Below are 23,082 nucleotides of genomic sequence, written 5' to 3'. Positions count from 1 at the left end.
GTTCAGCGATCACATGAATACGATTATGACTTCATCTTCATCATCGTCTACAAGGTTTGTAATCCTGTACGGACCAGATCATTATTTATGCTGCAACGGTATCTTTTGAGTTGCTGACAATGTGTATATCACGTTGTGGGAAGGGAATACTGATTCCCTCGTCATCAAAACGCAGCTTGATAGCCTCCTGCAGATCAAATAATACCGGCCAATAGTCACCGCTGTTAACCCAGGGACGTACGGCAAAATCAACACTGCTTTCACCTAGCGCCAGTACCCCTATGGTTGGCTGAGGTTCCGGTAAAATCCTCTCATCTTTGGCAAGAAGATCGCCCAGTACCGCTTTAACCTTCTGCAGGTCATCTCCATAACCGACGCCGATGACCAGGTCCAGCCGACGGGTCGGCTTGGTGGAATAATTGGTAATGGTTGTTCCCATAACCTGGGAGTTTGGTACGATGATCTGTTTGTTGTCTCCTGATCGCATAAGAGTACAAAATATCTGAATTTCTTCAACAATTCCTGAAATGCCACCAGCTTCGATGAAATCGCCCGCTTTAAATGGTCTGAAAATAATCAACAAAACTCCGGAAGCAAAATTGCTTAAGGTTCCCTGAAGAGACAGACCAATGGCCAGGCCGGCTGCAGCGACAACAGCAGCAAAAGAGGTTGTTTCCACCCCCATTTTGCTGATTGCGGCAATCACAACAAAAACCATCATCGCCACGAACAGCATATTTTTAGTGAATTTGACGAGGGTGTCTTCGACGCGGGCCTTGGTCATGGCTTTAGCGACAGCATTGGATATGGTTCTGGCCACAATCCGACCGACAATAAAAATAATCACTGCCCACAGCAGGGGCAACCCGTAGGTCTGAATCAAGCCGTAAAACATGTCGGGTGAAATGTCATTCATAAGTATCTCCTCGGGTAGTTAAAAGCAGCCAACAAGGCGCGCGTACTATGTTTTTACCGGAATAAGGTTACCAACACCGCCAACTATAGCAGAAAAATTCAAATAGAATTTTCTCCGATGTATTTTTTTATGACGTTAAGATCGGCGATCATAGATTCTCGACGCTGGGGAAGATTGCGCAATGCTTCAACGGCTGAAACTGTCGGCGGCGGTATGCTGATCGCCTTGGTAATAGCCTCAGGAAACTTTGCAGGGTGGGCGGTTGCGAGGCAGACAATAGGAGTGTCGGCCCCAACCTTTAAAGCCGCAGCGACCCCAACAGCCGTGTGGGGATCAAGAATGTATCCGGTTTTCCGATAAAAAGCGCTGATCTGTTCCAGGGTGGCTCGATCATCCACCGTCGCCGCAATGAAATCCTCCTGAATGCGATTCAGCAGCTCACCTTCAAAACAAATTTTGCCATCCTTTTTGAAGCGATTCATGGTGTCGAGAACTCTCGTTGTATCGCCATCGTGCAGGTAGTACAGATAACGCTCAAAGTTGCTGGCCACCTGGATATCCATAGAAGGAGACAATGACTGATGCACCGTTGCGAGGGAATAGTCACCCTGATTGACAAATCGACTGAGAATATTGTTGGCGTTGGTGGCCAGAATCAGTTGCCGGATTGGCAGTCCCATCTCTTTTGCCATGTAACCGGCAAAAATATCACCAAAATTACCCGTCGGGACGCTGAATCGAACCTGCCTGCTCCCGGTCTGCCGGGAGATACGAAAATAGGCGTAAAAATAGTAAACAATTTGCGCCAGAACCCGCACCCAGTTGATGGAGTTGATCGATCCCAGGGCATGCAGCTGCTTGAAATCGGCATCGTTAAAAATATCCTTGACGATAGCTTGTGCGTCATCAAAGGTACCCTTGATGGCGATATTAAAAACGTTAGCGTCTGCAACCGTTGTCATCTGCATTTCCTGGACCGCAGAGACGCGTCCATCAGGGTACAGAATGAAAATATTTATATTGTCTTTGCCGCGAACTCCTGCAATCGCTGCGCTACCGGTATCGCCGCTGGTCGCGCCGACAATGTTCATCTTTTCCCCCCGTTGAACCAGGTAGTACTCAAAGAGGTTGCCAAGAAACTGCAGCGCGACATCTTTAAACGCTAAAGTCGGGCCGTGAAACAGCTCCAGAATATACAGATCGTCCTGCTTGACCACTGGTGTAATATCAGGATGGTCAAATACCGCATAAGATTTATCCACGAGGTTGCGCAGGTCTTCAGCCGGCAGATCGGTGGCGTACAGCGCAATAATTTCATAGGCTAGATCTTTATAATCCAACCGGCTCAAGTCCTGAAGCTGTTGTTCAGAAAGGCGGGGTATCTCCTGTGGCAGCAACAGGCCACCATCGGAGGCCAGCCCCATCATTACTGCATCACTGAAAGATAAATCCTTCACCTGGCCACGAGTGCTCATGTATTTCATCATGTTGTCACCTGTTTCTTAATGTAGATTCAAAAAGTTTATCGATGGTTCAATGTAATGACATGTTATGATATTGCACAAACCCAATCTAAAAAGTAATGACTGGTTATCAAATAAAGCAACAAACCAAAGTCCGGGATTCCTTCTGCAGTGTACCTGATGCCTTGAAGGCTAAAAAGCGACGCTGAAGAAGCGATTACGATCCTTTGTGCAAGGCAACTTGATGAAAGTGGATAACCATAAATAAAGTACTGCTTATCTTCACTGAATAAAAGTCATAACCACAAAAAAAAGCGTAAGGCCCCAAAAAGGACCTTACGCCTGGTATTTTGATCAGAACAAGTTGTTTTAGTTGTGTTCAGCTTCCTGGGCGTCGACAACAGCAACTGCGGCCATATTGACAATGTCAGAAACATCGTCACCACGCTGGAGCACGTGAACCGGTTTTTTCATCCCCATCAGGATCGGACCAATGGCCTCGGCACCGCCCAGCTTGTTCAGCAACTTGTAACTGATGTTGCCGGACTGCAGGTCGGGGAAGATAAAGACGTTGGCATCTCCTTTAAGCAGGGAGAAAGGATATTGTTTTTCTGTCAGTTCCGCATCGAGGGCCACATTTGCCTGAATCTCGCCATCAACAATCAGATCAGGGTCAAGTTGCTTGACCAGTGCCGTCGCTTTTTTCACTTTCAGCGCTTGTGGATCGGTGCTGCTGCCGAAGTTAGAGAAAGACAGCATGGCAACTTTGGGAACGATATCAAATTGGCGTACTTTTTCAGCTACAAGAATCGCAGTTTCAGCCAATTCCTCCGGTGTCGGATCGATGGCGACTGTGGCATCCGCAATAAAGACGACCTGCTTTTTGAAAACCATCATGTACATGCCGTGAACCTTGGAGAGGTTGTTTTGCTTGCCGATGATTTCTAGTGAGGGCCTGATCGTTTCCGGGTAGTGATGGTTTATTCCGGAGAGCATGGTATCTGCATCTCCCTGTTGCACCATCAGGGCACCAAAGTAATTATAGTTGCCTTTTAATTGACTCATGGCTCCATGGCGGGTAACGCCTTTACGCTGGCGCAGTTCAAACATTTTGCCGACGTATTCATCGCGTTTGTCACTGGTCGTTGGGTCAATAACGGTGATACCACTTAAGTCGACATGCATGTGTTGAGCTTTGGCGGCAATAGCTTCAGCATTTCCAAGGAGAATCGGGGTGGCGATGTTCTCATTGACAAGAATCTGGGCTGCCCGCAGGATCTTGTCTTCTTCGCCTTCGGGGAAAACAATACGCTTGGGTGCTGCTTTTGCTTTGTTGATCAGCGTGCGCATAACCTCCTTGGAACGACCCTGCATGGCTTCGAGGGATTCACGATATTTCTGCATATCCTTGATCGGACGGCGGGCAACACCACTATCCATGGCCGCCTGGGCAACGGCAGGAGCCACGTGCAGAAGTACGCGCGGGTCGAACGGTTTGGGGATAATGTAATTGCGCCCGAACTGGATGTCCTCGCCGGCGTAAGCCTTGCGTACGGAGTCGGGTACGTCCTCCTTAGCCAGGTCTGCAAGAGCTTTGACCGCAGCCAGTTTCATTTCCACATTAATCGCACTGGCGTGGACATCAAGGGCACCACGGAAGAGGAAGGGGAAACACAGCACATTGTTGACCTGGTTGGGAAAGTCAGAACGTCCGGTACCAATAATGACATCATCGCGCACGGCTTTGGCTTCCGGCGGGGTGATTTCCGGATCAGGGTTGGCCATGGCAAAGACAATTGGATTGGGTGCCATCGTTTTGAGCATTGCCGCAGTTAGAGCGCCCTTAGAAGAAAGGCCAAAGAAAATATCAGCATTCTTCACCGCATCTTCGAGGGTGCGGTCAGTGGTTTCAGCTGCCAGACGCTCCTTGTATTCGTTCATCCCTTCTTTACGGCCTTTGTAAATGACCCCCTTGGTGTCACAGAGGATGACGTTGTTCTTGTCGATCCCCATAACAATGGCAAGGTTGGCGCAGGAAATACCTGAGGCACCGGCGCCATTGACAACCATCTTGACATCTTTAATGTCTTTGCCGACGATTTCCAGAGCATTAATCATCCCAGCTGAAGAAATAATTGCAGTGCCGTGCTGATCATCATGGAAAACCGGAATATCCATCAGCTCTATCAGTTTTTCTTCAATATAGAAGCATTCCGGCCCCTTGATGTCTTCAAGGTTGATACCACCGAATGTGGGCTCCAGCAGTTTTACCGTACGGATAATTTCATCCGGATCTTTTGAATCGATTTCAATGTCAAAAACATCTATGTCGGCGAAACTTTTAAACAGAACCCCTTTACCCTCCATAACCGGTTTGCCTGCTAAAGCACCGATGTCACCAAGACCAAGCACCGCAGTGCCGTTGGAAACGACCGCAACCAGGTTTCCCTTGGCGGTATACTTGTAAGCATCTTCCGGATTTTTCTCTATTTCAAGGCAGGGTTCTGCAACACCCGGACTATAAGCTAGAGACAGGTCCCGACTGGTAGCACAGGGCTTGGTGGTAATGACTTCGATTTTTCCTTTTCTACCGCTGCTGTGGTAATCAAGAGCATCTTGGCGCATTGACATGGATGTATTTCCTCCTGTAAGAAAATGATGATGTTAACGGGTGTGACGAAAAATCAACGCATTTGATTTTGTACACACGATATTATTCAGAATGAAAAATTATAGTTTTACTAAATATCTGTCAAGCTGAAAGGACTTAACCTATAGAATATAAACTATTTCTGTTTATACGCAATGCCAATGCCAAAATTGTGTTTAGGCTAAAAAATAGATATATTCATTAGTTGAGGCGCTCTGTGCGAATTATGGTAATAAATATACTCTAGTTTGCGCCTATTTTCGTGGTTTTAGGCGTTTTTTCGCCATATAAATAGAATCGGACCAAAGGTGATTCGTGTGAAAACAGGTGTCTAGTCCGATACCCATCTCATTGAAACCTCCATGCCGGAGGTGCTGGTTTTTGGCCACAGCCATCAGCCCGAAAACCGATGGAGCGGGTCGACCCTGCGATTGAACCCCGGCAGCCCGACGGATTCTCGCCTGGGCCCGGCTCCAACGGTTTGAATGTTGACCCTTGGTGCACTGGTTTTCGGTGATATTGTTGATTTATCATCGTTACATGCTGCTGGACCATGCTTAAATCAGGTTGTTGCGTTAACTTCCTGTCAGCACTGACCTCACAGTTAAGGAAAGCAATTATTATGCTAGATATATTCTTGCGTGGCGGCCCGTTGATGTATCCGATTCTTTTTTGTTCGATCATTGGCTGGGCCATTTTCATGGAACGCTTTTTTGCCTATGTTCAGATCCGACGTGAATTGCTGCGTTTAGGAACCAAGGTTTCCGATCTAATAAACTATAATCGCCCTGAAGATGCGCTGGAGCTTTGTCTACAGGGCGGATCGCCGCTCGCCCGCATTCTGGTGGTTGTTCTCAAAAATCGTGGGGCTTCACGTGCCCACCTGAAGTCCCTGGCAGAAGAGGTGGGGGAGCGTGAAGCCGTTTTTCTGCAGCGCTATCTTGGCCTGCTCGCTACGATTGCCAACGTATCGCCATTGCTCGGACTCCTCGGGACGGTTCTGGGAATGATCAACGCTTTCAACGTGATTGCCGCCGAAGGGGTTGGCACGCCGGCGACCCTGGGCGGTGGGATTTCAGAGGCGCTGATCACTACCGCTGCCGGGCTCAGTGTGGCAGTGCCGATGTTGCTGGTCCATCGCTACCTGTCGGCGCGGTCCGACCGGTTGACCCTTGAGCTGGAAGAGGCTTCCATGAAGATTGTTGATCAGGTTGAGGGTTAAGATGGGATTTCGGCGCAAGGTCAGCGAGTCTCCACGAGTCGATTTGACCCCAATGATCGATGTTGTTTTTCTGTTGTTGATTTTCTTCATGATATCAACAACCTTCATCGAACGTCCGGGGGTTAATATCGATCTGCCGGAAGGGGGAACCCAACAGGTTGCAATCGAAAAAAAAGAAGTTGAAGTATATCTGACTGAAGAAGGAGACCTCTTCCTGCAGCGCCAGGCGATCACCCTGTCTGAGTTGGACAATCACCTGGACGGATTAGGAAGTGAAGCGGCAAAGGAGATGACCTTTTTGCTGATGGCCGACAAGTCAGCCCGCCACGGCTGGGTCATTGAGGTGATGGAAATTGCCCGCCGCAACGGTTTTTTACGCCTTGCCATTGCGACGGACAAAACCGTTGATGAAACAACGATCAGGCAAGGGGAATAACTCTCAATTGATGCCGCCCAGGGCTTAAGAAGTTGTTTCTCAATTCGTCGGGCACTGTTCACACCATCCCGGATAATCATCACCTTTCAAGGCGTGAAAGCTGTCAATACGTTCACGATAGTAGCCAACATCTGTACATGTCGCAGCAATCTCATCACTCACGATTGCCTCTACCCAACCGTTATCCGCACAATAACCATAAAACTTTTGCACCCCTTTGAGTATCATTTCAAGTTCTTTCATGTTGGGTTCCAGGGTACGGTGAACATACCAGTTGCCGGCGAATCCACGAACCTGTCTGGCGGTGATGTGAAAAATATTGGCCCGCAACGAATCGATGACATAATCGCGCAGAAAATAATCCGCCCCTCCGGCCATGGAACCGGCTTCCAGAGGACTAAAATGGTCTGTCTCGATAAGATGCTGATGAAAATGCCTTAACAGTGTCTTACACAACTGATCCACGCGAATTTCATCGCTCAGGTTGTTCATGGAAAAATTGTCGGGATGGACGGTCAACCCTGAAGTTTTTTTCAGCAAGTTCATCGTATGTCCTGTTCATTATTGATGACGTATTGGTGTGCTCTTTTACCTCGTCCAGTATTTACGGTCAAGCTCTGGCAGCAGGCGACCTACGGTCACCGCTAATCCCTGATTTACACCGTCACCGTCCTTTGCTAGACTCACGGCTTTGTTTGTCGTCTGTATCCTTTTTTCACTGGAAACCTGCATGTCAACAACCACTCCTTTGATGCGCCAATTTCTCGAAATTAAAGCTGATTACCAAGATGCCATCTTGTTTTTCAGGCTTGGTGATTTCTACGAAATGTTTATGGATGATGCCGTTGTCGCTGCAAAGATTCTCGGCATCACTCTGACCTCACGCAACAAAGGGGATGAGGACGCGGTGCCACTGTGTGGGGTTCCGTACCATAGCAGCCAGGGCTATATCGCTAAATTGGTAGCCGCTGGCCACAAGGTCGCTATCTGTGAGCAAGTAGAAGACCCGAAAACCGCTAAAGGTATTGTCAAGCGCGAGGTGGTCAGGGTTGTCACCCCGGGGCTGATTACCGACACGGACACCCTGGAACCTAAAGAAAACAATTATCTTCTGGCCTTAGCAACTACAGTAAATGCTTTCGGGGTTGCCTGTGTCGATATCACTACCGGCGCTTTCCGCGTTACCCAGGTTGAAACTATTGCCCAGGTAGAGAGTGAAATCAGTTCTATCCGACCACGTGAATTAGTGATGTGTGAAGGAGAAGGCTCCCAGCGCCTGCAACGACAACTAAATCCATTGCTTGAATCCCTGATGTGCAACCGCCTGCCGGAATGGGTCTTTACCGAAGACTATGCCAGGGAGCAGATCTGTTCCTTTTACGCCGTGGCGAATTTGTCCTCTTTTGGCTGTGCCGATCTGCCCGCGGCCCGTCAGGCCGCTGCCGCCATTCTTTATTATCTGCAGCAGACCCAGAAGGATCAGCTTAAGCACCTGCAGCCCCTTACCACCTATCACGTGCGGGATTCTATGGTGCTCGACGATGCTACCCGACGTAACCTGGAACTGACGGCCACCCTGCAGGATGGCAAAAAGAAAGGATCTCTGCTTGGGGTCCTTGACCGCACGGTAACTGCGATGGGTGGAAGAGCCCTGCGGCATTGGATCCATTATCCATTGCTTGACCTTGATCAGATCAGCAAACGACAAGATGCAATCTCTGAACTGGTTGACAACAGCCTGCTCCGAATGGATTTGCGTGAAGCGCTCGATGGAGTTTACGATCTCGAACGTCTGAACGGTAAAATCTCCATGGCCGGCGCCAATCCGCGTGATCTGGTGGCACTGCGCGATTCACTGGCACGCATACCGGCGGTTGCTGACACTCTTGACTCTTTTGCCGATCCCTATCTGAAGGAACTGCAAACCCGGTTGGACGCCTTGCCCGATCTCAACGATCTACTCACCAGTGCGATTATTGATGAGCCTCCCGTTGTGGTACGTGACGGTGGAATTATCAAGGATCATTATCACGAAGATCTCGACGAGCTACGGGTGATCAGTCGCGAAGGTAAAGGCTGGATCGCGGCGATGGAAACCAAGGAACGCGCGCGCACCGGCATTTCATCTTTAAAGATTAAATACAATCGGGTGTTCGGCTATTTTATTGAAGTGACCCATCGCCATCTTGAGCGGATTCCCGACGACTATCAGCGAAAACAGACACTTGTCAATGCTGAGCGCTACATTACTGCCGAGTTGAAGGATATTGAGGCTAAAGTCCTTGGTGCCGAGGAACGAATGGCAGAACTTGAATACACCCTCTTTCAGGAGGTTCGTGTCCATGCCGCTGCACAATCGGAGCGGATCCAGCGCAGTGCCGATGCCCTGGCGATAATCGACGTATTGGTGGCCTTGGCTGACCTTTCACATGAACGGCGCTATGTCTGTCCACTGATGGATCATTCCGGCACGATCCGCATTGAAGCCGGTCGCCACCCGGTTATCGAAGGGATGCCCCTTCAGGAAGCTTTTGTTCCAAACGACGTCCTGCTTGACAATGAAGAAAATCAACTGTTGATTATTACCGGACCGAATATGGCGGGTAAATCAACTTTTATGCGGCAGGTTGCGTTGATCACCCTGATGGCACAGATTGGCAGTCACGTTCCGGCTGATGAAGCGCAGATCGGTGTGGTTGACCGGATCTTTACTCGGGTTGGGGCAAGTGATAATCTGGCTAAAGGTGAATCGACCTTCATGGTTGAGATGAACGAAACGGCCAATATCCTTCGCCACGCCACACCCAACAGCCTGATTATTCTTGACGAAATCGGCCGTGGTACCTCTACTTACGATGGGGTCAGTATTGCCTGGGCGGTTGCTGAGTATTTACATGACAACCTCGATGTCGCAGCTAAAACGTTGTTTGCTACCCATTACCATGAGCTGACGGACCTTGCTTCCAGTTGCCCCCGGGTGAAAAACTTTAATGTTGCGGTAAAGGAGTGGAACGATCAGATAATTTTCCTGCGTAAGATTGTCGCCGGTAGCGCCAGTCGCTCATATGGAATTCAGGTCGGCCGGCTGGCTGGTCTTCCGGAACCGGTTATTCAGCGCGCAAAAAGCATTTTAAAAGATCTGGAAAGCGGCGAGCGTGACCACCGTGGTAGCTACGGCTTGAAAGAAATACGAGAAAACCAGTCAAGCCTGCAGCTTTCCTTGTTTGACCAGGATCTCCACCAACAACTTCGTGAACGCCTTGAAAACATTGACATCAGTCACTTAACCCCTCTGGCCGCGTTGAACCTGCTGGCCGAGATGAAAAAGTTGATCGAATGAGAATTGTTCTTTTTTTTACCTTGTTACAGCTGATGCTGTTCTTTCCTGCGGGCGACACCGGTCAGGCACATGCTCGTTCCTATGTTGAACTGCGCCAGGATTATCAGCGGCTGATCACGTCGGCCCAGCTACAACGTCAACGCACCAACTGGGAACGTTTGATCTCATATTTTGACCGTTTTATTGCTCAGCAACCACGTGACGCCTCCATCGAAAATGCCTATTTTCTGCGCGCCCGCACCTGGGACGGTTTGGCCCAGGTGTCTGGTGGACGTAGCGATGCCGAAGAGGCCATCCGTCTCTACCTCGATCTGGCCAAACGTTTTCCCGACAGTCGTTTTGCCGACGATGCCCTGTTCCACTCCGGCGCATTAGCACAACAGCGTCTGAACGATCAGGACCGTGCTATTGGTTTGTATCGCCGGGTCATTCATGACACCCCAACAGGTGACATGGTGGACGAAGCTCAAAAGAAACTGGCTGCCTTGTCCGTTTCTGTCCATCCAGCGCCGGCGACAGCAGAAATGGAGCAGCACCAATATCAGGAGATTGCCCAGGCACCACTGCTTGAGTCCATCCGCTATTGGAGCGGCCCCGAGTATACACGCATTGTTCTTGATCTGTCGGCGCCGGTGGTTGCCAACCCCAATTTTCTCAGAGGGGATTCACCACGCCTCTATTTTGATCTGGTTTATACCGACCTTTCACTCCAACTGCCTGATGAAATCGTCATTAACAACGGCCTTGTCCAGCGTGTTCGTGCAAGTCGTTTCGATACCCAGCGTGCCCGTGTCGTTATTGATCTGGAGCGTGAACTGGAATATCGAATCACCACCCTGGATAGTCCCCATCGCCTGGTTATTGACATTGTGGGTGTTCCCAGTCGCGCACCACAGATACAGATAGCCCGACCGCCAAGTTCACCTCCCATTGCTGACGATTCGATTGCCGGCATCCTTGGTTCCGCTGCCTCTGAACAACCTGTCATGCGGATTAGACAGCAATCCAACAGCGACGGTATCCGTTTGATTGTTGTCGACCCTGGTCACGGAGGCCGTGATCCTGGTGCGATTGGTCCCAACGGAACAAGAGAAAAAGATGTTAACCTGGCAATGGCGAAAATTCTGTCAGCGGCGCTGCGCCAGCAATTGGGAGTCAAGGTGCTGCTGACCCGTGAGGATGATCGTTATCTGGAATTACGTGAACGTACTGAATACGCCAATCGTGTTGGTGCCGACCTGTTTATTTCCCTGCATGCCAATGCCACTACCGGCTCCCGTGCCTACGGCGTTGAAACCTATTTTCTCAACCTCTCAAAAACAGATGAAGCTGCCGAGGTTGCAGCGCGTGAAAATGGGATGACTTTGCAGGACATCAGTAATCTTGAGGCGATTCTTTTTGATTTGATGGCCAATGCAAAAATTAATGAATCCAGTCGCCTGGCGGCAGAAGTTCAGCAATCCCTGGTCGGCGGATTGTCATCCCGCTATAGCAATATCCGTGACCTCGGGGTTAAACAGGGACCCTTTCATGTCCTGCTCGGCGCTACCATGCCGTCGGCGCTGGTTGAATCGGCGTTTATCACCAACCCGCGCGAAGAAAAGCGTTTAAATTCTGAAGATTATCATCGCCATGTTGCTAATGCTATCGTCCAGGGAGTTAAAAATTATGCTGCGGCCATGGGGCAGGTGGCGTGGAAATGACCTCCCAGACGACCTACATCAGTCACGATTTGATTCCGTTTAATGGTCCCGCAAATCACATAGATTTCGAATCAGTGCGACCCCAGGTGCTGGCTGCAGCACGCACTTATATCGATGAAAACTTTGCTATCCTTCAAAAAAAATGCCTTGAAGGTGCATCAAGCCGGTTTATTGTCAAACAATTTACCTGTCTGTTTGATCATTTGAGTCAACACCTGTTCCGCATTGCGGTCACTGGTTTTGATCACGCGGCGGTTGCCGATTGTGCCTTGTTGGCTGTCGGCGGCTATGGGCGCGAAGAGATGAACCCACGCTCTGATCTTGACCTGTTGTTTTATTATCTTCCCGAAGGAGAAGAACGCATCCGAGTTATTGCCGACCGCGTTTTGTATTTACTGTGGGATTTGAATCTTGACGTAGGTTACAGCATCCGTTCATCAGCTGATTGCATTGACCAGGCTCGCGATACGACGGTTCGAACAGCTCTTCTGGATGTCCGTCTGATCGCCGGCGAGCACCGCGTCTACCAGGATTTTGTCAATGATGTCGGACAGGTACTTCAGAACCAGGATCCCCAGGGCTTTATTAAAAGAAAGCTTGAAGAACGTGATGAACGTAAAAAAAAATACGGCTCGTCCGTCTATCTGCTGGAACCCAACATTAAGGAAGGTGAGGGCGGGTTGCGCGAGCTTCAGGACGCCCTGTGGATTGCGCGGATAAAATTCAAGGCCGACAGCCTGCACGAATTACTCACCCGCGGCATTGTTACTGAACAGATGGTCGAGTCTTATGTCCACGCCCAGGACTATCTGTGGACGATCAGAAATTTTCTTCATTTTTTCACCCAGAGAAAATCCGAACAGCTCACCTTTGATGTTCAGCAGCAGATTGCTGCCTTTCTCGGCTACACCAACAAATCAACCGGTTCGGCAGTTGAACAGTTTATGCAGGATTATTACGCTTACGCGAACCAGAATGAATATCTTGCCTCAAAGATGATTGTTGATGCGACGATGTCACGTAGCGCTCCGATGGGGGTGTTCAATTTTCTTGTCCGGCGCAGCCTGGATGACGGATTTTATTTGTTGCGCGGCGAATTACGGGCTTCAAAAAACCTGATACTGCTTCAACACCCTGAGCTGATGATGGTGGCGTTTGAATTGGCGCAGAAACATCAGGCTGACTTGTGTCTGGAACTCAAACAATTGATTCGGGAGAATCTGCATCTGATTACCGACAAGGTGCGTCGCTCAAAACGCATCAATGATTCTTTCATGGCCATTCTGCGGGATGTCAAGGGGGCGGGAAAAACCCTTCACAAGATGCATCACCTGCAGTTTCTTAATGCGTTTATTCCCGAGTTTAAACATATCTACTGCAAGGTTCAGTTTGACCTATATCATATCTATACCGTTGATGTTCATACCATCTTTGCCGTTGAAGAGGTAGAAAGACTCTGGAATGGGGACTATCAGGATTCTCAGCCGCTTCTGAGCCAGCTGATTCTTCAGATAGAAAAACCGGAACTGTTGCTGCTGGCCATTTTATTCCATGATATCGGCAAAGGCAGTGGCAAGGATCACAGTGTCCGTGGTGCGGAAATGATTCCGCGCATTGCCAGAAGGTTAAGGCTGAATCGTGAAGACAGCCAGCGCATGCAGTTTCTTGTTGCCCATCACTTGAAAATGGCGCACATCTCGCAACGGCGTGATCTGCAGGACATGAAGATGATCGCTCAGTTCGCTGAACTGCTGCAGACCAGTGAGAACCTGCGCATGCTTTATCTGCTGACTTTCGCCGACATCAAAGCGGTTGGGCCGGATGTCTGGTCGGAATGGAAAGGAACCTTGCTTCAGGAATTGTATGAAAAAACCTACGATGTCCTAGAGAAAAAAGATTTCTTCCAGGAGCAGCGGACTGAAAAGGTACGTAATCGCAAGCGCAAAATTCGCCAGACGCTCATGGGCGAATTCTCGGAAAAACGTTTGGCTAAAGCCATTAGCGGCCTGAATAACAGATATCTGCTGAGTAATCGCTCGGCCGAGATCATCCCGCATTTGCGGTTGGCCCTTAATCGTGGACGCAAGGCCCTGGCCATGCAGATTGAGCACATGGAGGATGCCAAATTTACCGAGGTCACTATCTCTACTATAGATTCGCCGGGCCTTTTCTCACAGATCGCCGGCGTCATGGCCGCTCACTCTATCAACATCCTGGGAGCGCAGATATATACCCGTAAAGACGGTGATGTTCTCGATGTGTTGCAGGTCAACAGCGTTCATGGGGAAATCGTCAGTAAACCGGAAAAATGGCGTAAGCTCGAGGACGACTTGACCGCGGTTCTGGAAGGACGCGTTATGGTTGAGGATCTCGTAGCTAAACTCCAAACACCTATATTTTATACGAAAAAAATCAGGCAAGTCCCGCGACCGAATCGGGTGGAGTTCGATAACGAGGTTTCAGACAGCTATACGGTTATTGATATTTTTGCTACTGACAAGGTGGGTTTGCTTTATCAGATCACCAGGACATTGAAAGAACTAGGTCTTTATATAGCTGTTTCAAAGATCGCAACCAAGGTTGATCAGGCTGCTGATGTATTTTATGTCCATGATATTTTTGGCCAGAAAATTGTTGATCCGAAACGGATAGACACCGTTCGTCAGACCCTGCTGAGCCGACTGGAGTAAGGTGGCCCACTGACAATGAATATTTGCGTTGATCATTTTCTCAATTTTATCAGTGTCGAAAAAGGACTGGCCGCCAATACCATTGCAGCCTATGCGCGTGACCTTGCCGCGTATAGCGATTACCTTGCCCGGATTGTAAAGATTGAAAAGCCGGAACAAGTCGACTCGTTGATCATTGTCGGTTTTCTTACCCATTTACGTGAACAGGGGTTGGCTCCACGCAGTCGTGCCCGGGTGTTAAGCACCCTGCGGCATTTTCATCGCTTTCTGGTGCGCGAGGGACACACGCCGACAGATCCGACCACACTTATTGATGCGCCAAGAACCCGCTCCAAATTGCCGCACTTACTCAGTACGGTTGAGGTTGAAGTCCTGTTGGAAGCGCCCCGCGGTGATACCCATGTTGCTCGCCGTGATCGAGCAATGCTGGAAGTCCTTTACGCCACCGGTATGCGTGTCAGTGAAATAACGGATCTGCGTCTGGCAGACATGAAGCTCGATATTGGTTGCGTTTATGTCATGGGGAAGGGGTCAAAGCAACGCTTGATCCCTTTAGGGGAAGTTGCCCTTGAATTTCTCAACGATTATTTGCAGAATGTCAGGCCGCTCATGACGAAAGGCAAGTCATGCCAGGAAGTTTTTTTAAATGCCCGCGGGAGCAGGTTGAGTCGCCAGGGTTTCTGGAAAAAACTTAAAGGTTATGCTCTTTGCGCGGGTATTAACAAAACTGTCTACCCGCATCTGTTGCGTCACTCATTTGCCACCCATCTTCTTGAAAATGGAGCGGACTTACGCGCAGTTCAGGCGATGCTTGGACATGCGGATGTTTCAACAACCCAGATTTATACCCACGTCATCCAGGAACGCCTTAAGCAGGCGCATCAACAGTTTCACCCGCGCGGATGACCAGACGACAGGATAATTCATGAAATACATTATTCTTCTCGGCGACGGCATGGCCGATGAACCGATGAATGAACTCGATGGGAAAACCCCCCTGGAGGCCGCTCATACCCCTTACATGGACGAACTATGCCGCAAGGGGCAGGTTGGCCTGGCGGCAACGGTTCCAGACGGCTACCCGCCAGGCAGTGATGTTGCCAACCTGTCAGTGTTTGGCTACGATCCTGCTGACTGTTACTCCGGGCGTTCCCCCCTGGAAGCCGCCAGTATGGGGGTTGAACTTGACCCGGAGGATGTGGCATTTCGCCTTAACTTCGTCTGGTTGGAAGCTCATTTCGGTAAAATCTACATGGGTGATTTTTCGGCCGGACATATCAGTACGGAAGAGGCCACTGAGCTTATTAAATGCCTGCATGGTGAACTGGGTGGCGATGAATTTCATTTTTACCCGGGGGTTTCCTATCGTCATCTGATGGTCTGGAAAAATGGCAAGGATCAGCTCAAATTTACTCCTCCCCATGATATCTCAGCCCAGAGCATCGAAGATCATCTTCCGCAAGGTGAAGGGGCAGCAATCCTTCACGATCTGATGAATTCAGCCCAGATGCTCCTTCTTGATCACCCGGTCAATAATCGCCGCGTGGCGCAGCGACAGCTACCGGCAAACTCCATCTGGCTGTGGGGGCATGGGCGCCGGCCTACCATGGAAACCTATTATCAACGTTACGGATTGACCGGTGCCGTCATCTCTGCAGTTGACTTAATTAGAGGCATCGGCGTCAATGCCGGCCTTGATATCATTCTTGTGCCCGGGGCGACAGGCTACATCGATACCAATTATCGCGGCAAAGCCGAATATGCAGTTGCTGCGCTGAAAAGCCGTGATTTTGTTTATCTCCATGTTGAAGCACCGGATGAAGCTGCCCATGGTGGCTTATTGAAAGAAAAGATCGAAGCAATAGAAAACTTCGACCGTGAGGTGGTCGGCACGATCATCAACAATCTCGATCACATCGGCGAATGCCGTATCCTGGTCACACCTGATCATCCGACCCCGGTAGCAAAGCGCACTCACACCCGTGATCCTGTTCCTTTTGTGCTTTATGACTCACGCTGCGACTTTGCCTCCTCGGCGCTCGCTTATTCAGAGAGGGAAGCCGCAAATACCGGCTACAAGGTAAAAGGGCACGAGTTGCTGAATCTTCTGCTCGAACGTCACCTGTAATGAGTTTCCCCACTATTTTTTTTATTCGCCTTGAACGCCGGGAAAAAGCCCTGCATGTCGTTCGCCTCGCGGAACGGTATTTTAACCGTGGTCAACGTATTTTGATTGTTGTGGCGGATGATGACATGGCTACGGCCCTTGATCGTTATTTATGGACCTGGAAAAAAGACTCCTTTTTGCCCCACAAGGTCATTAATTCCTTCGGCGAGTCTTGTGACGAAGCGATCGTCATTTCAACGGTGGAGTTCAATCCCAATATGTCTGTCGTATTGATCTGTGCGGCCCCCTGCTCTCCGTCCTTTTTAAAAGATTTTGAGAAGGTTTATGATTTCGCTGAAACCTACGACCCGCAGCTGACAGAATCGGCGCGGGAAAGGTTTCGTCTTTTCAAGCAGAGCGGGTACGATCCGCAGATAGAGCCTGCGGCAGCTGGCGACCAAGCAGAAAAGCAATGACAATAGACCGGCAACATTCCAGCAACCGCCCTGCCATCGTTCTGGTAGAACCGCAGGGAGCAGGCAATATCGGCTCCGTCTGTCGTGCCATGTACAACTATGGTGCAACCGATCTACGCCTGGTCAATCCCCAGGTTGATCATCTCGGGCGCGAGGCTCGTAATATGGCGGTCAAGGCAGCTGATCTGCTTGAGCAGGCGACGATCTACTCGTCGTTACCGGAAGCCCTGTCTGATTGCTCCTTGAGCATCGGTACTACTCGTCGTTTCGGACGCTACCGCGAGGGAATGCTTCACCCCGACGAGGCCGCCAATCTGATACTTGATATTGACCCTGAAAGTGCCAGTGCTTTGGTCTTTGGACGGGAAGACAAAGGACTCTTTACCTCGGAGCTCGATCTGTGTCAGCACTTTGTTACGATTCCCACCGACGCACGTCTGCCTTCGATGAATCTGGCGCAAGCGGTGCTGGTCTGCCTTTACGAAGTTTACAAAAGGGCAGGGGAGATCGCGGGCCAGGCTCATGGACGAAAAAAACTGGCAGGCAACCAGCAACTCGAAGCCCTCTACCAGCATATGACGCAAACACTCCTGCAGATCGACTATCTCAACCCCCAGAACCCCGATCATATCATGCGCACCTATCGCCGAATTTTGGGGCGTGCAGGCCTTAATGACCGTGAAGTCAGAATCTTGCGTGGCATGTTCAATCAGATCGATATCGCTACGGGTATGAAGAATGGAAGGGGTAGAGCAAAAGATTGAATGAAGAATATAGAATTCGGAATATTGGGGTGAACCCTCCTGACTCCAGTGTCCTATCTGCTGCATGCTGCTTTTATCCAGATTTTTTCTTGCCTTTATCTATTTAGCGTGGTAAAAGGAGTAAGTTTTACGATGGTTTTGTAAAGTGAGCTTCGCGGCTCGCTTTTTTTTATGTCAAAAAGGTGCTTGATGTGGACCTGATTGGAAAAGTTGAATTTCTGGTGTCGCCTCTGTTTGAGGAAATGAACCTTGAACTGGTGGATATTGAATATCGGCGTGAACCGCAAGGCTGGGTGCTGCGTTTCTTCCTGGATAAGGAAGGTGGAATCACTCTGGATGATTGTGCTGTCGCCAGTCGTCAGATCAGTTCCCTGCTGGATGTGGAAGATGCAATACCAACGGCATACAACCTTGAGGTTTCGTCTCCCGGGTTGGATCGTCCGCTAAAAAAACGCGCTGACTTTGAGCGCTTTACTGATCATCTGGTTAAGATTAAAACAATTGATGCAATTGATGTAGATGGTTCAGATAGGCGCAGAAAAACGCTCAGTGGCAGGATTCTCTCGCTGGAGCAGGATTGTATAGTGATTGCGTTGCAGGATCGACAAGCTGAAGTGCGAGTTCCACTTTCCAATATTGATGCGGCACATCTGGTGCCTGAATTTTAAACGTTTGCCGATGCATTGCGCATCCGCATCACACTTAAAGGGGTATAGTAGGATGGTGGGTAACCTTAATCACATCATCGATCAGGTTGTTAAAGACAAAGGAATCGATCGTGATGTTTTGATCGATGCGCTGGAGTCTGCAGTCTTGTCTGCTGCTAACAAGAAGTTCAGAAACACCCGTGATCTTGAAGCGCATTTTAATCCGGAAATAGGTGAAGTCGAAGTATTTGAATTCGTAACAGTTGTTGATGAGGTTGTCGATTCCTATAAGGAAATTGACATCAATGAAGCGCGGGAAGTTGATCCTGATGTTGAAATTGGTGACTCCCTGGGGATGATGATGGAAGCCGGCTCGTTCAGCCGTATTGCTGCTCAGACCGCCAAGCAGGTTATTATCCAAAAAGTTCGTGAGGCTGAGCGCGAAGGGATATACAACGAATTCAGTGATCGGGTTGGTGAAGTGGTGAACGGCATTGTCCGTCGCTATGAGCGTGGGGATCTGATTGTTGACCTGGGACGTGCCGAGGCCTTGCTGCCCAGTCGCGAACAGGTGCCTCGGGAAAATTACCGTCAGTCTGACCGCGTTCGCGCCTATATTTCTGAAGTAAAGTTGTCGGCCAAGGGGCCACAGATTATCCTTTCCCGCACCCATCCGGGGCTGTTGATTTCTCTATTCACCTCTGAAGTTCCGGAAATTGCCGAAGGTATTGTTGAGATCAAGGCAGCCGTTCGTGAGCCGGGGAGCCGCGCCAAAATGGCCGTGTTGTCCCATGATGTTGATGTTGACCCGGTTGGAGCCTGTGTCGGTATGCGGGGTTCACGGGTACAGAACGTGGTGACTGAATTGCGTGGTGAGCGCATCGATATTATCCCCTGGACACATGATCCGGCGCGCTTTGCCTGCGCGGCTCTGGCACCGGCAGAAGTGTCACGGGTTTATATTGATGATGAAGATAAGGCAATGGAAATTATCGTTCCTGACGATCAACTTTCGTTGGCGATCGGCAAAAAGGGGCAGAACGTCAGACTGGCAGCCAAGCTGATAGGCTGGAAAATCGACATAAAGAGTGAGTCGCGCGCCCAGGAGGAGGATCAGGACGAAGAACCTGTTTCTTCTGAACGTCAGGCCGCAGAGGATCTGTTTGCCCCCAGCAATAAAGAAGAGCCTGCCGACGCGACAGATGTTGATGAAGCGGTAAAAGTTGAGGAAGAATTGCCTGCGACTGATTCTGACACGGATGAGGTGTAACCAACAGTAATGACCGGATGCCAGCCACAGCGCACTTGTGTTGCCTGCCGCACGGTAGCCGACAAAAAAGTGCTCCTGCGATTTGTCCTTGCTCCACATGGTCAGGTTGTGGTCGATTATCGGCAACAATTGCCTGGTCGCGGTCTCTATACCTGTTTTAACCCGCAGTGCCTGGCGCAGGCGGTTAAAAAAAATAGTTTTCACCGGGTTTTTGGTGCAACATTAAAAACGGTCGAGTTGGCTGATCTGCAAGCCCAATTGCAGTTGGTGATGGTTCAACGCATCAAGGGGTTGATGCTGATGGCTCGCAAGGCGGGGCAGTTGATCGCCGGCAGTAGCATGGTGATTGATGCGTTGAAGGGTTCTATGCCGCTGACAGCAGTTGTCATGGCAACAGACATAACCGCCAATATGAAACAAAAAATTGAAAGTTCAGCAGCCCGACAGCAGGTTTTTTGTACACAGTTATTTGACAAGGTGTTCCTCGGGCAGATGTTAGGCAAACAAGAGCGCAGTGTCGTTGCTATCCAGAATGGTGCGCTGGCAACATTACTCAAGAATGAACTGAACAGGTATGAACTGGTAAGGGAGAATTGATGGTCAAGGTCAGAGTTTACGAACTTGCAAAAAAATTAGGCATTGAAAACAAAGATCTACTGGCAAAACTCGCTGAGGCCGGTGTCGATGTTGCCTCTCATGCCAGTTCCTTGAGTGATGAGGATATGCACAAATTTGAAAGCTTCAATAATCCAACCCAGGAAAAAGTTGAAGAAGAACGGATTAAGCCAGGGCTGATTCGCCGCCGCCGTACTGTGGTTGCCCAGGAACCGGAAGAGGTTCCGGCAACAGAACCTGAAACGGCGCAAGTTTCACCCGAACAGCCTGCCGTCGCTCAGTCCACTGCGCCCTCCGCAGAATCTGACGTTGCAGTAGCGCCGCCTGCAGTTAGCAAGGACGTTCAACGCGCGGGTGAAGAACAGTCTGACACGCCGTCTGCCAAAACCGCAACCGTGGTCGATGCGCACAAAGCAGAGAAAACCGGTAGCGTTGCCGAGGTTGCGGCACCATCGCAAAAGACCGAGGACTCCTCCTCTTTGGTGCCTGACCATGCACCTGCTGTCCAGAGCACGGAACCTGGCAAGCGGCCAGAACCCCAGGATGCGACAGAGGACCGCGCCAAGATTCTCGGGCGCGTCGAGTTGCCGCGCAGAGCACCAGCAGGCCAGCGCCGTCCTGTTCAGCAGGAACGCCCGGCGCGTCCAGCACGACCTGGTTCTCCCGCGCGTCCCGGTGCCCCGGCTCGGCCTGGTTCTCCCGCGCGTCCCGGTGCCCCGGCTCGGCCTGCAGCTCCGGCACCAGCTAAAGGTCGGGCACGTGCCGACTTGTCAACGCCGCTGCCGGTAGAACAACCACTGCCTGAAAAAGAAAGCAGAAGCAGTAAAAAACGAAAAAAAGGGCGCCGCAACGATAGCGAGTTTGAGCAAAATGAAGGTCACGTCTCGCGTCGTGGTCGCCGAGTTGAGGTCTTTGAGCCGGGACGTCCCGGTCAGAAGAAAAAACGCGGTGGCAAAGGATCAAAAGCAACCAAGAATACCGAAGTTACCATCAGCAAGGCGATTAAACGGATTATCAAAATCAGTGATTCTATTACAGTTGGCGAACTGGCCAAGCGGATGGGAGTCAAAGCAAAAGAACTGATTGCCGAGCTGATGCGCCAGGGCTCAATGGTGACGATCAATCATCCCCTCGATTATGAATCAGCCGCTATTCTGGCTTCAGAATTCAACTATGAGGTTGAAAATATCGCTTTTGATGAAGAAACCATTCTCGACGTTGAGTTGCCGAAGGAAAAAGAGAGCAGCAGTGCTGAGCTCGTGACACGTCCTCCTGTCGTTACCATCATGGGACACGTCGATCATGGTAAAACCAGTCTGCTTGATGCTATCCGTGAAGCGAATGTAACGGAAGGAGAGGCCGGTGGTATCACTCAGCATATCGGTGCGTACGATGTAAATCTGGATGGACGTAAGATCACCTTTCTCGACACCCCGGGTCACGAAGCCTTCACCGCAATGCGAGCTCGTGGGGCCGGCGTCACCGACATCGTTATTCTTGTTGTTGCCGCAGATGATGGTGTCATGCCGCAAACCAAAGAGGCGATCAATCACGCTAAAGCCGCCGGCGTTCCGATCATTATCGCGGTAAACAAGATTGATAAACCCGAAGCCAACCCGGAAAGAATCAAGCAGGATCTTACTGAATTTGAGCTGGTGCCTGAAGAGTGGGGTGGCGAGACCATCTTTGTCGAGGTTTCGGCGAAAATGAAGCTTAATCTTGAAACCCTTCTGGAAATGGTCCTGCTGCAGGCTGAGGTTCTTGAACTTCAGGCGAGTCCCACTAAACGCGCAAAAGGCTCAATTGTTGAAGCCCGTCTGGACAAGGGGCGTGGTCCGGTTGCGACGGTACTCGTTCAGGATGGCACCTTGAAAATTGGCGATTCCATTGTTGCCGGTTTACATTATGGCCGGGTACGCTCGATGACAGCTGCAAACGGTAGCCCGGTGAAAGAGGCCGGTCCGTCATTTCCGGTCGAAGTAACGGGTCTGGGGGGAGTGCCTGATGCCGGCGATACTTTCCATGCAGTAGAATCGGAAAAATCTGCCAAAGAGGTCTCCCAGCATCGTCAATCGAAACAGCGCGAACTGGATCTTGCCAAGAGCAGCAAAGCCTCCCTTGAACAGTTGTTTGCCCGGATGCAGGAAGGTGCCATTGAAGAATTGGCGGTTATTATTAAGGCTGATGTTCAGGGCTCGGTTGAGGCGGTACGAGATGCTCTTGAAAAACTTGCTACTGACAACTGTCGTCTCAATGTTATCCATACCGGTGTCGGCGGCATTTCTGAAAGCGACATTACTCTGGCGACAGCGTCTAATGCTATTGTTCTCGGATTCAATGTTCGGCCGGAAACCAAAGCCAGAACCTTGGCTGACAGCGAAAAGGTCGATATTCGTCTGTACAGTGTTATTTATGATGCTGTAAATGATGTGCGTGATGCAATGGAGGGACTGCTGGCTCCAACCCTCAAGGAAAAACATCTGGGCCGGGTTGAGGTGCGTGACACGTTCCATGTTTCACGCGTCGGCACTATTGCCGGATGTTACGTCATTGACGGAAAAATTATTCGTAACTCCAAGGTTCGTCTGATCCGTGACAATGTTGTTGTCTGGGAAGGCAAACTCAGTTCTTTAAAACGCTTCAAGGACGACGTCAAAGAGGTGCTGACCGGCTACGAATGTGGTATTGGTCTGGAAAATTATAACGATTTAAAAGTTGGTGACGTGATCGAATCATTTGAAATAGAAGAGGTGAAAACGTCACTGTAACCACCCGGGACAGTC

General features: G+C 50.0%; 18 protein-coding genes. 14 read left to right on the top strand and 4 right to left on the bottom strand.

Annotated elements, in window-relative coordinates; genetic code table 11:
* Window positions 1–85: 85 nt before the first annotated feature.
* The 3 genes from AC1931_RS02825 to AC1931_RS02815 form a co-directional block, all read right to left on the bottom strand.
* Window positions 86–916 (bottom strand): mechanosensitive ion channel family protein, encoded by an 831-nt coding sequence (locus AC1931_RS02825; RefSeq protein WP_483875709.1) that lies wholly within the window; start codon window positions 914–916, stop codon window positions 86–88.
* A gap of 98 nt (window positions 917–1,014) precedes the next feature.
* On the bottom strand, window positions 1,015–2,403 hold the full coding sequence (thrC, locus tag AC1931_RS02820; protein WP_483875708.1) for a threonine synthase: 1,389 nt from the start codon (window positions 2,401–2,403) through the stop codon (window positions 1,015–1,017).
* 345 nt (window positions 2,404–2,748) lie between these two features.
* Window positions 2,749–5,010, bottom strand: a complete 2,262-nt coding sequence (locus tag AC1931_RS02815) for an NADP-dependent malic enzyme (RefSeq protein WP_483875707.1) — start codon at window positions 5,008–5,010, stop codon at window positions 2,749–2,751.
* A gap of 381 nt (window positions 5,011–5,391) precedes the next feature.
* Here AC1931_RS02815 and AC1931_RS02810 point away from each other — a divergent pair, with 381 nt between their 5' ends.
* From AC1931_RS02810 to AC1931_RS02800, 3 genes are all read left to right on the top strand, one after another.
* Window positions 5,392–5,514, top strand: coding sequence for a metallophosphoesterase family protein (locus tag AC1931_RS02810; RefSeq protein ID WP_483875706.1), 123 nt, complete (start codon window positions 5,392–5,394; stop codon window positions 5,512–5,514).
* Between the two features lie 137 nt (window positions 5,515–5,651).
* Complete coding sequence (locus AC1931_RS02805; protein WP_483875705.1) at window positions 5,652–6,251, top strand: MotA/TolQ/ExbB proton channel family protein; 600 nt, start codon at window positions 5,652–5,654, stop codon at window positions 6,249–6,251.
* Between the two features lies 1 nt (window position 6,252).
* Window positions 6,253–6,687 carry an ExbD/TolR family protein gene (locus AC1931_RS02800; protein ID WP_483875704.1) on the top strand — a complete coding sequence of 145 codons (435 nt, stop codon included), beginning with the start codon at window positions 6,253–6,255 and terminating at the stop codon, window positions 6,685–6,687.
* Between the two features lie 39 nt (window positions 6,688–6,726).
* On the opposite strand, the gene AC1931_RS02795 is transcribed toward AC1931_RS02800, so the two are convergent.
* Window positions 6,727–7,233, bottom strand: coding sequence for a hypothetical protein (locus tag AC1931_RS02795; protein WP_483875703.1), 507 nt, complete (start codon window positions 7,231–7,233; stop codon window positions 6,727–6,729).
* A gap of 184 nt (window positions 7,234–7,417) precedes the next feature.
* On the opposite strand from AC1931_RS02795, the gene mutS reads away from it, so the two are divergent.
* The 11 genes from mutS (at window position 7,418) to infB (ending at window position 23,067) form a co-directional block, all read left to right on the top strand.
* Window positions 7,418–10,027, top strand: coding sequence for a DNA mismatch repair protein MutS (mutS, locus tag AC1931_RS02790; protein WP_483875702.1), 2,610 nt, complete (start codon window positions 7,418–7,420; stop codon window positions 10,025–10,027).
* On the top strand, window positions 10,024–11,730 hold the full coding sequence (locus AC1931_RS02785) for an N-acetylmuramoyl-L-alanine amidase (RefSeq protein ID WP_483875701.1): 1,707 nt from the start codon (window positions 10,024–10,026) through the stop codon (window positions 11,728–11,730). The genes mutS and AC1931_RS02785 overlap by 4 nt, the downstream gene beginning before the upstream one ends.
* Window positions 11,727–14,420 carry a [protein-PII] uridylyltransferase gene (gene glnD, locus AC1931_RS02780; protein WP_483875700.1) on the top strand — a complete coding sequence of 898 codons (2,694 nt, stop codon included), beginning with the start codon at window positions 11,727–11,729 and terminating at the stop codon, window positions 14,418–14,420. Before AC1931_RS02785 ends, glnD begins: the two co-directional genes overlap by 4 nt.
* A gap of 15 nt (window positions 14,421–14,435) precedes the next feature.
* Window positions 14,436–15,326, top strand: coding sequence for a site-specific tyrosine recombinase XerD (xerD, locus tag AC1931_RS02775; RefSeq protein ID WP_483875699.1), 891 nt, complete (start codon window positions 14,436–14,438; stop codon window positions 15,324–15,326).
* A gap of 19 nt (window positions 15,327–15,345) precedes the next feature.
* Window positions 15,346–16,548: a cofactor-independent phosphoglycerate mutase gene (locus AC1931_RS02770; protein ID WP_483875698.1), complete on the top strand. Its 1,203-nt coding sequence runs from the start codon at window positions 15,346–15,348 to the stop codon at window positions 16,546–16,548.
* Window positions 16,548–17,003 carry a DNA polymerase III subunit chi gene (locus AC1931_RS02765; protein ID WP_483875697.1) on the top strand — a complete coding sequence of 152 codons (456 nt, stop codon included), beginning with the start codon at window positions 16,548–16,550 and terminating at the stop codon, window positions 17,001–17,003. The genes AC1931_RS02770 and AC1931_RS02765 overlap by 1 nt, the downstream gene beginning before the upstream one ends.
* On the top strand, window positions 17,000–17,767 hold the full coding sequence (locus tag AC1931_RS02760; RefSeq protein WP_483875696.1) for an RNA methyltransferase: 768 nt from the start codon (window positions 17,000–17,002) through the stop codon (window positions 17,765–17,767). Before AC1931_RS02765 ends, AC1931_RS02760 begins: the two co-directional genes overlap by 4 nt.
* Before the next feature lie 191 nt (window positions 17,768–17,958).
* A complete protein-coding gene (gene rimP, locus AC1931_RS02755; protein WP_483875695.1) occupies window positions 17,959–18,435 on the top strand; it encodes a ribosome maturation factor RimP in 477 nt (158 codons plus the stop codon).
* Window positions 18,436–18,487: 52 nt separating this feature from the next.
* Complete coding sequence (gene nusA / locus AC1931_RS02750; RefSeq protein WP_483875694.1) at window positions 18,488–19,684, top strand: transcription termination factor NusA; 1,197 nt, start codon at window positions 18,488–18,490, stop codon at window positions 19,682–19,684.
* A 9-nt stretch (window positions 19,685–19,693) separates the two neighbouring features.
* Window positions 19,694–20,281 (top strand): DUF448 domain-containing protein, encoded by a 588-nt coding sequence (locus AC1931_RS02745; RefSeq protein WP_483875693.1) that lies wholly within the window; start codon window positions 19,694–19,696, stop codon window positions 20,279–20,281.
* A complete protein-coding gene (infB, locus tag AC1931_RS02740; protein WP_483875692.1) occupies window positions 20,281–23,067 on the top strand; it encodes a translation initiation factor IF-2 in 2,787 nt (928 codons plus the stop codon). Before AC1931_RS02745 ends, infB begins: the two co-directional genes overlap by 1 nt.
* The last annotated feature ends 15 nt before the right edge of the window (window positions 23,068–23,082 follow it).

The organism is Pelovirga sp. C15f (assembly GCF_057178085.1).
Note: the sequence above shows the minus strand (reverse complement) of the source record. Positions and strands in the feature narration are given on the sequence as shown.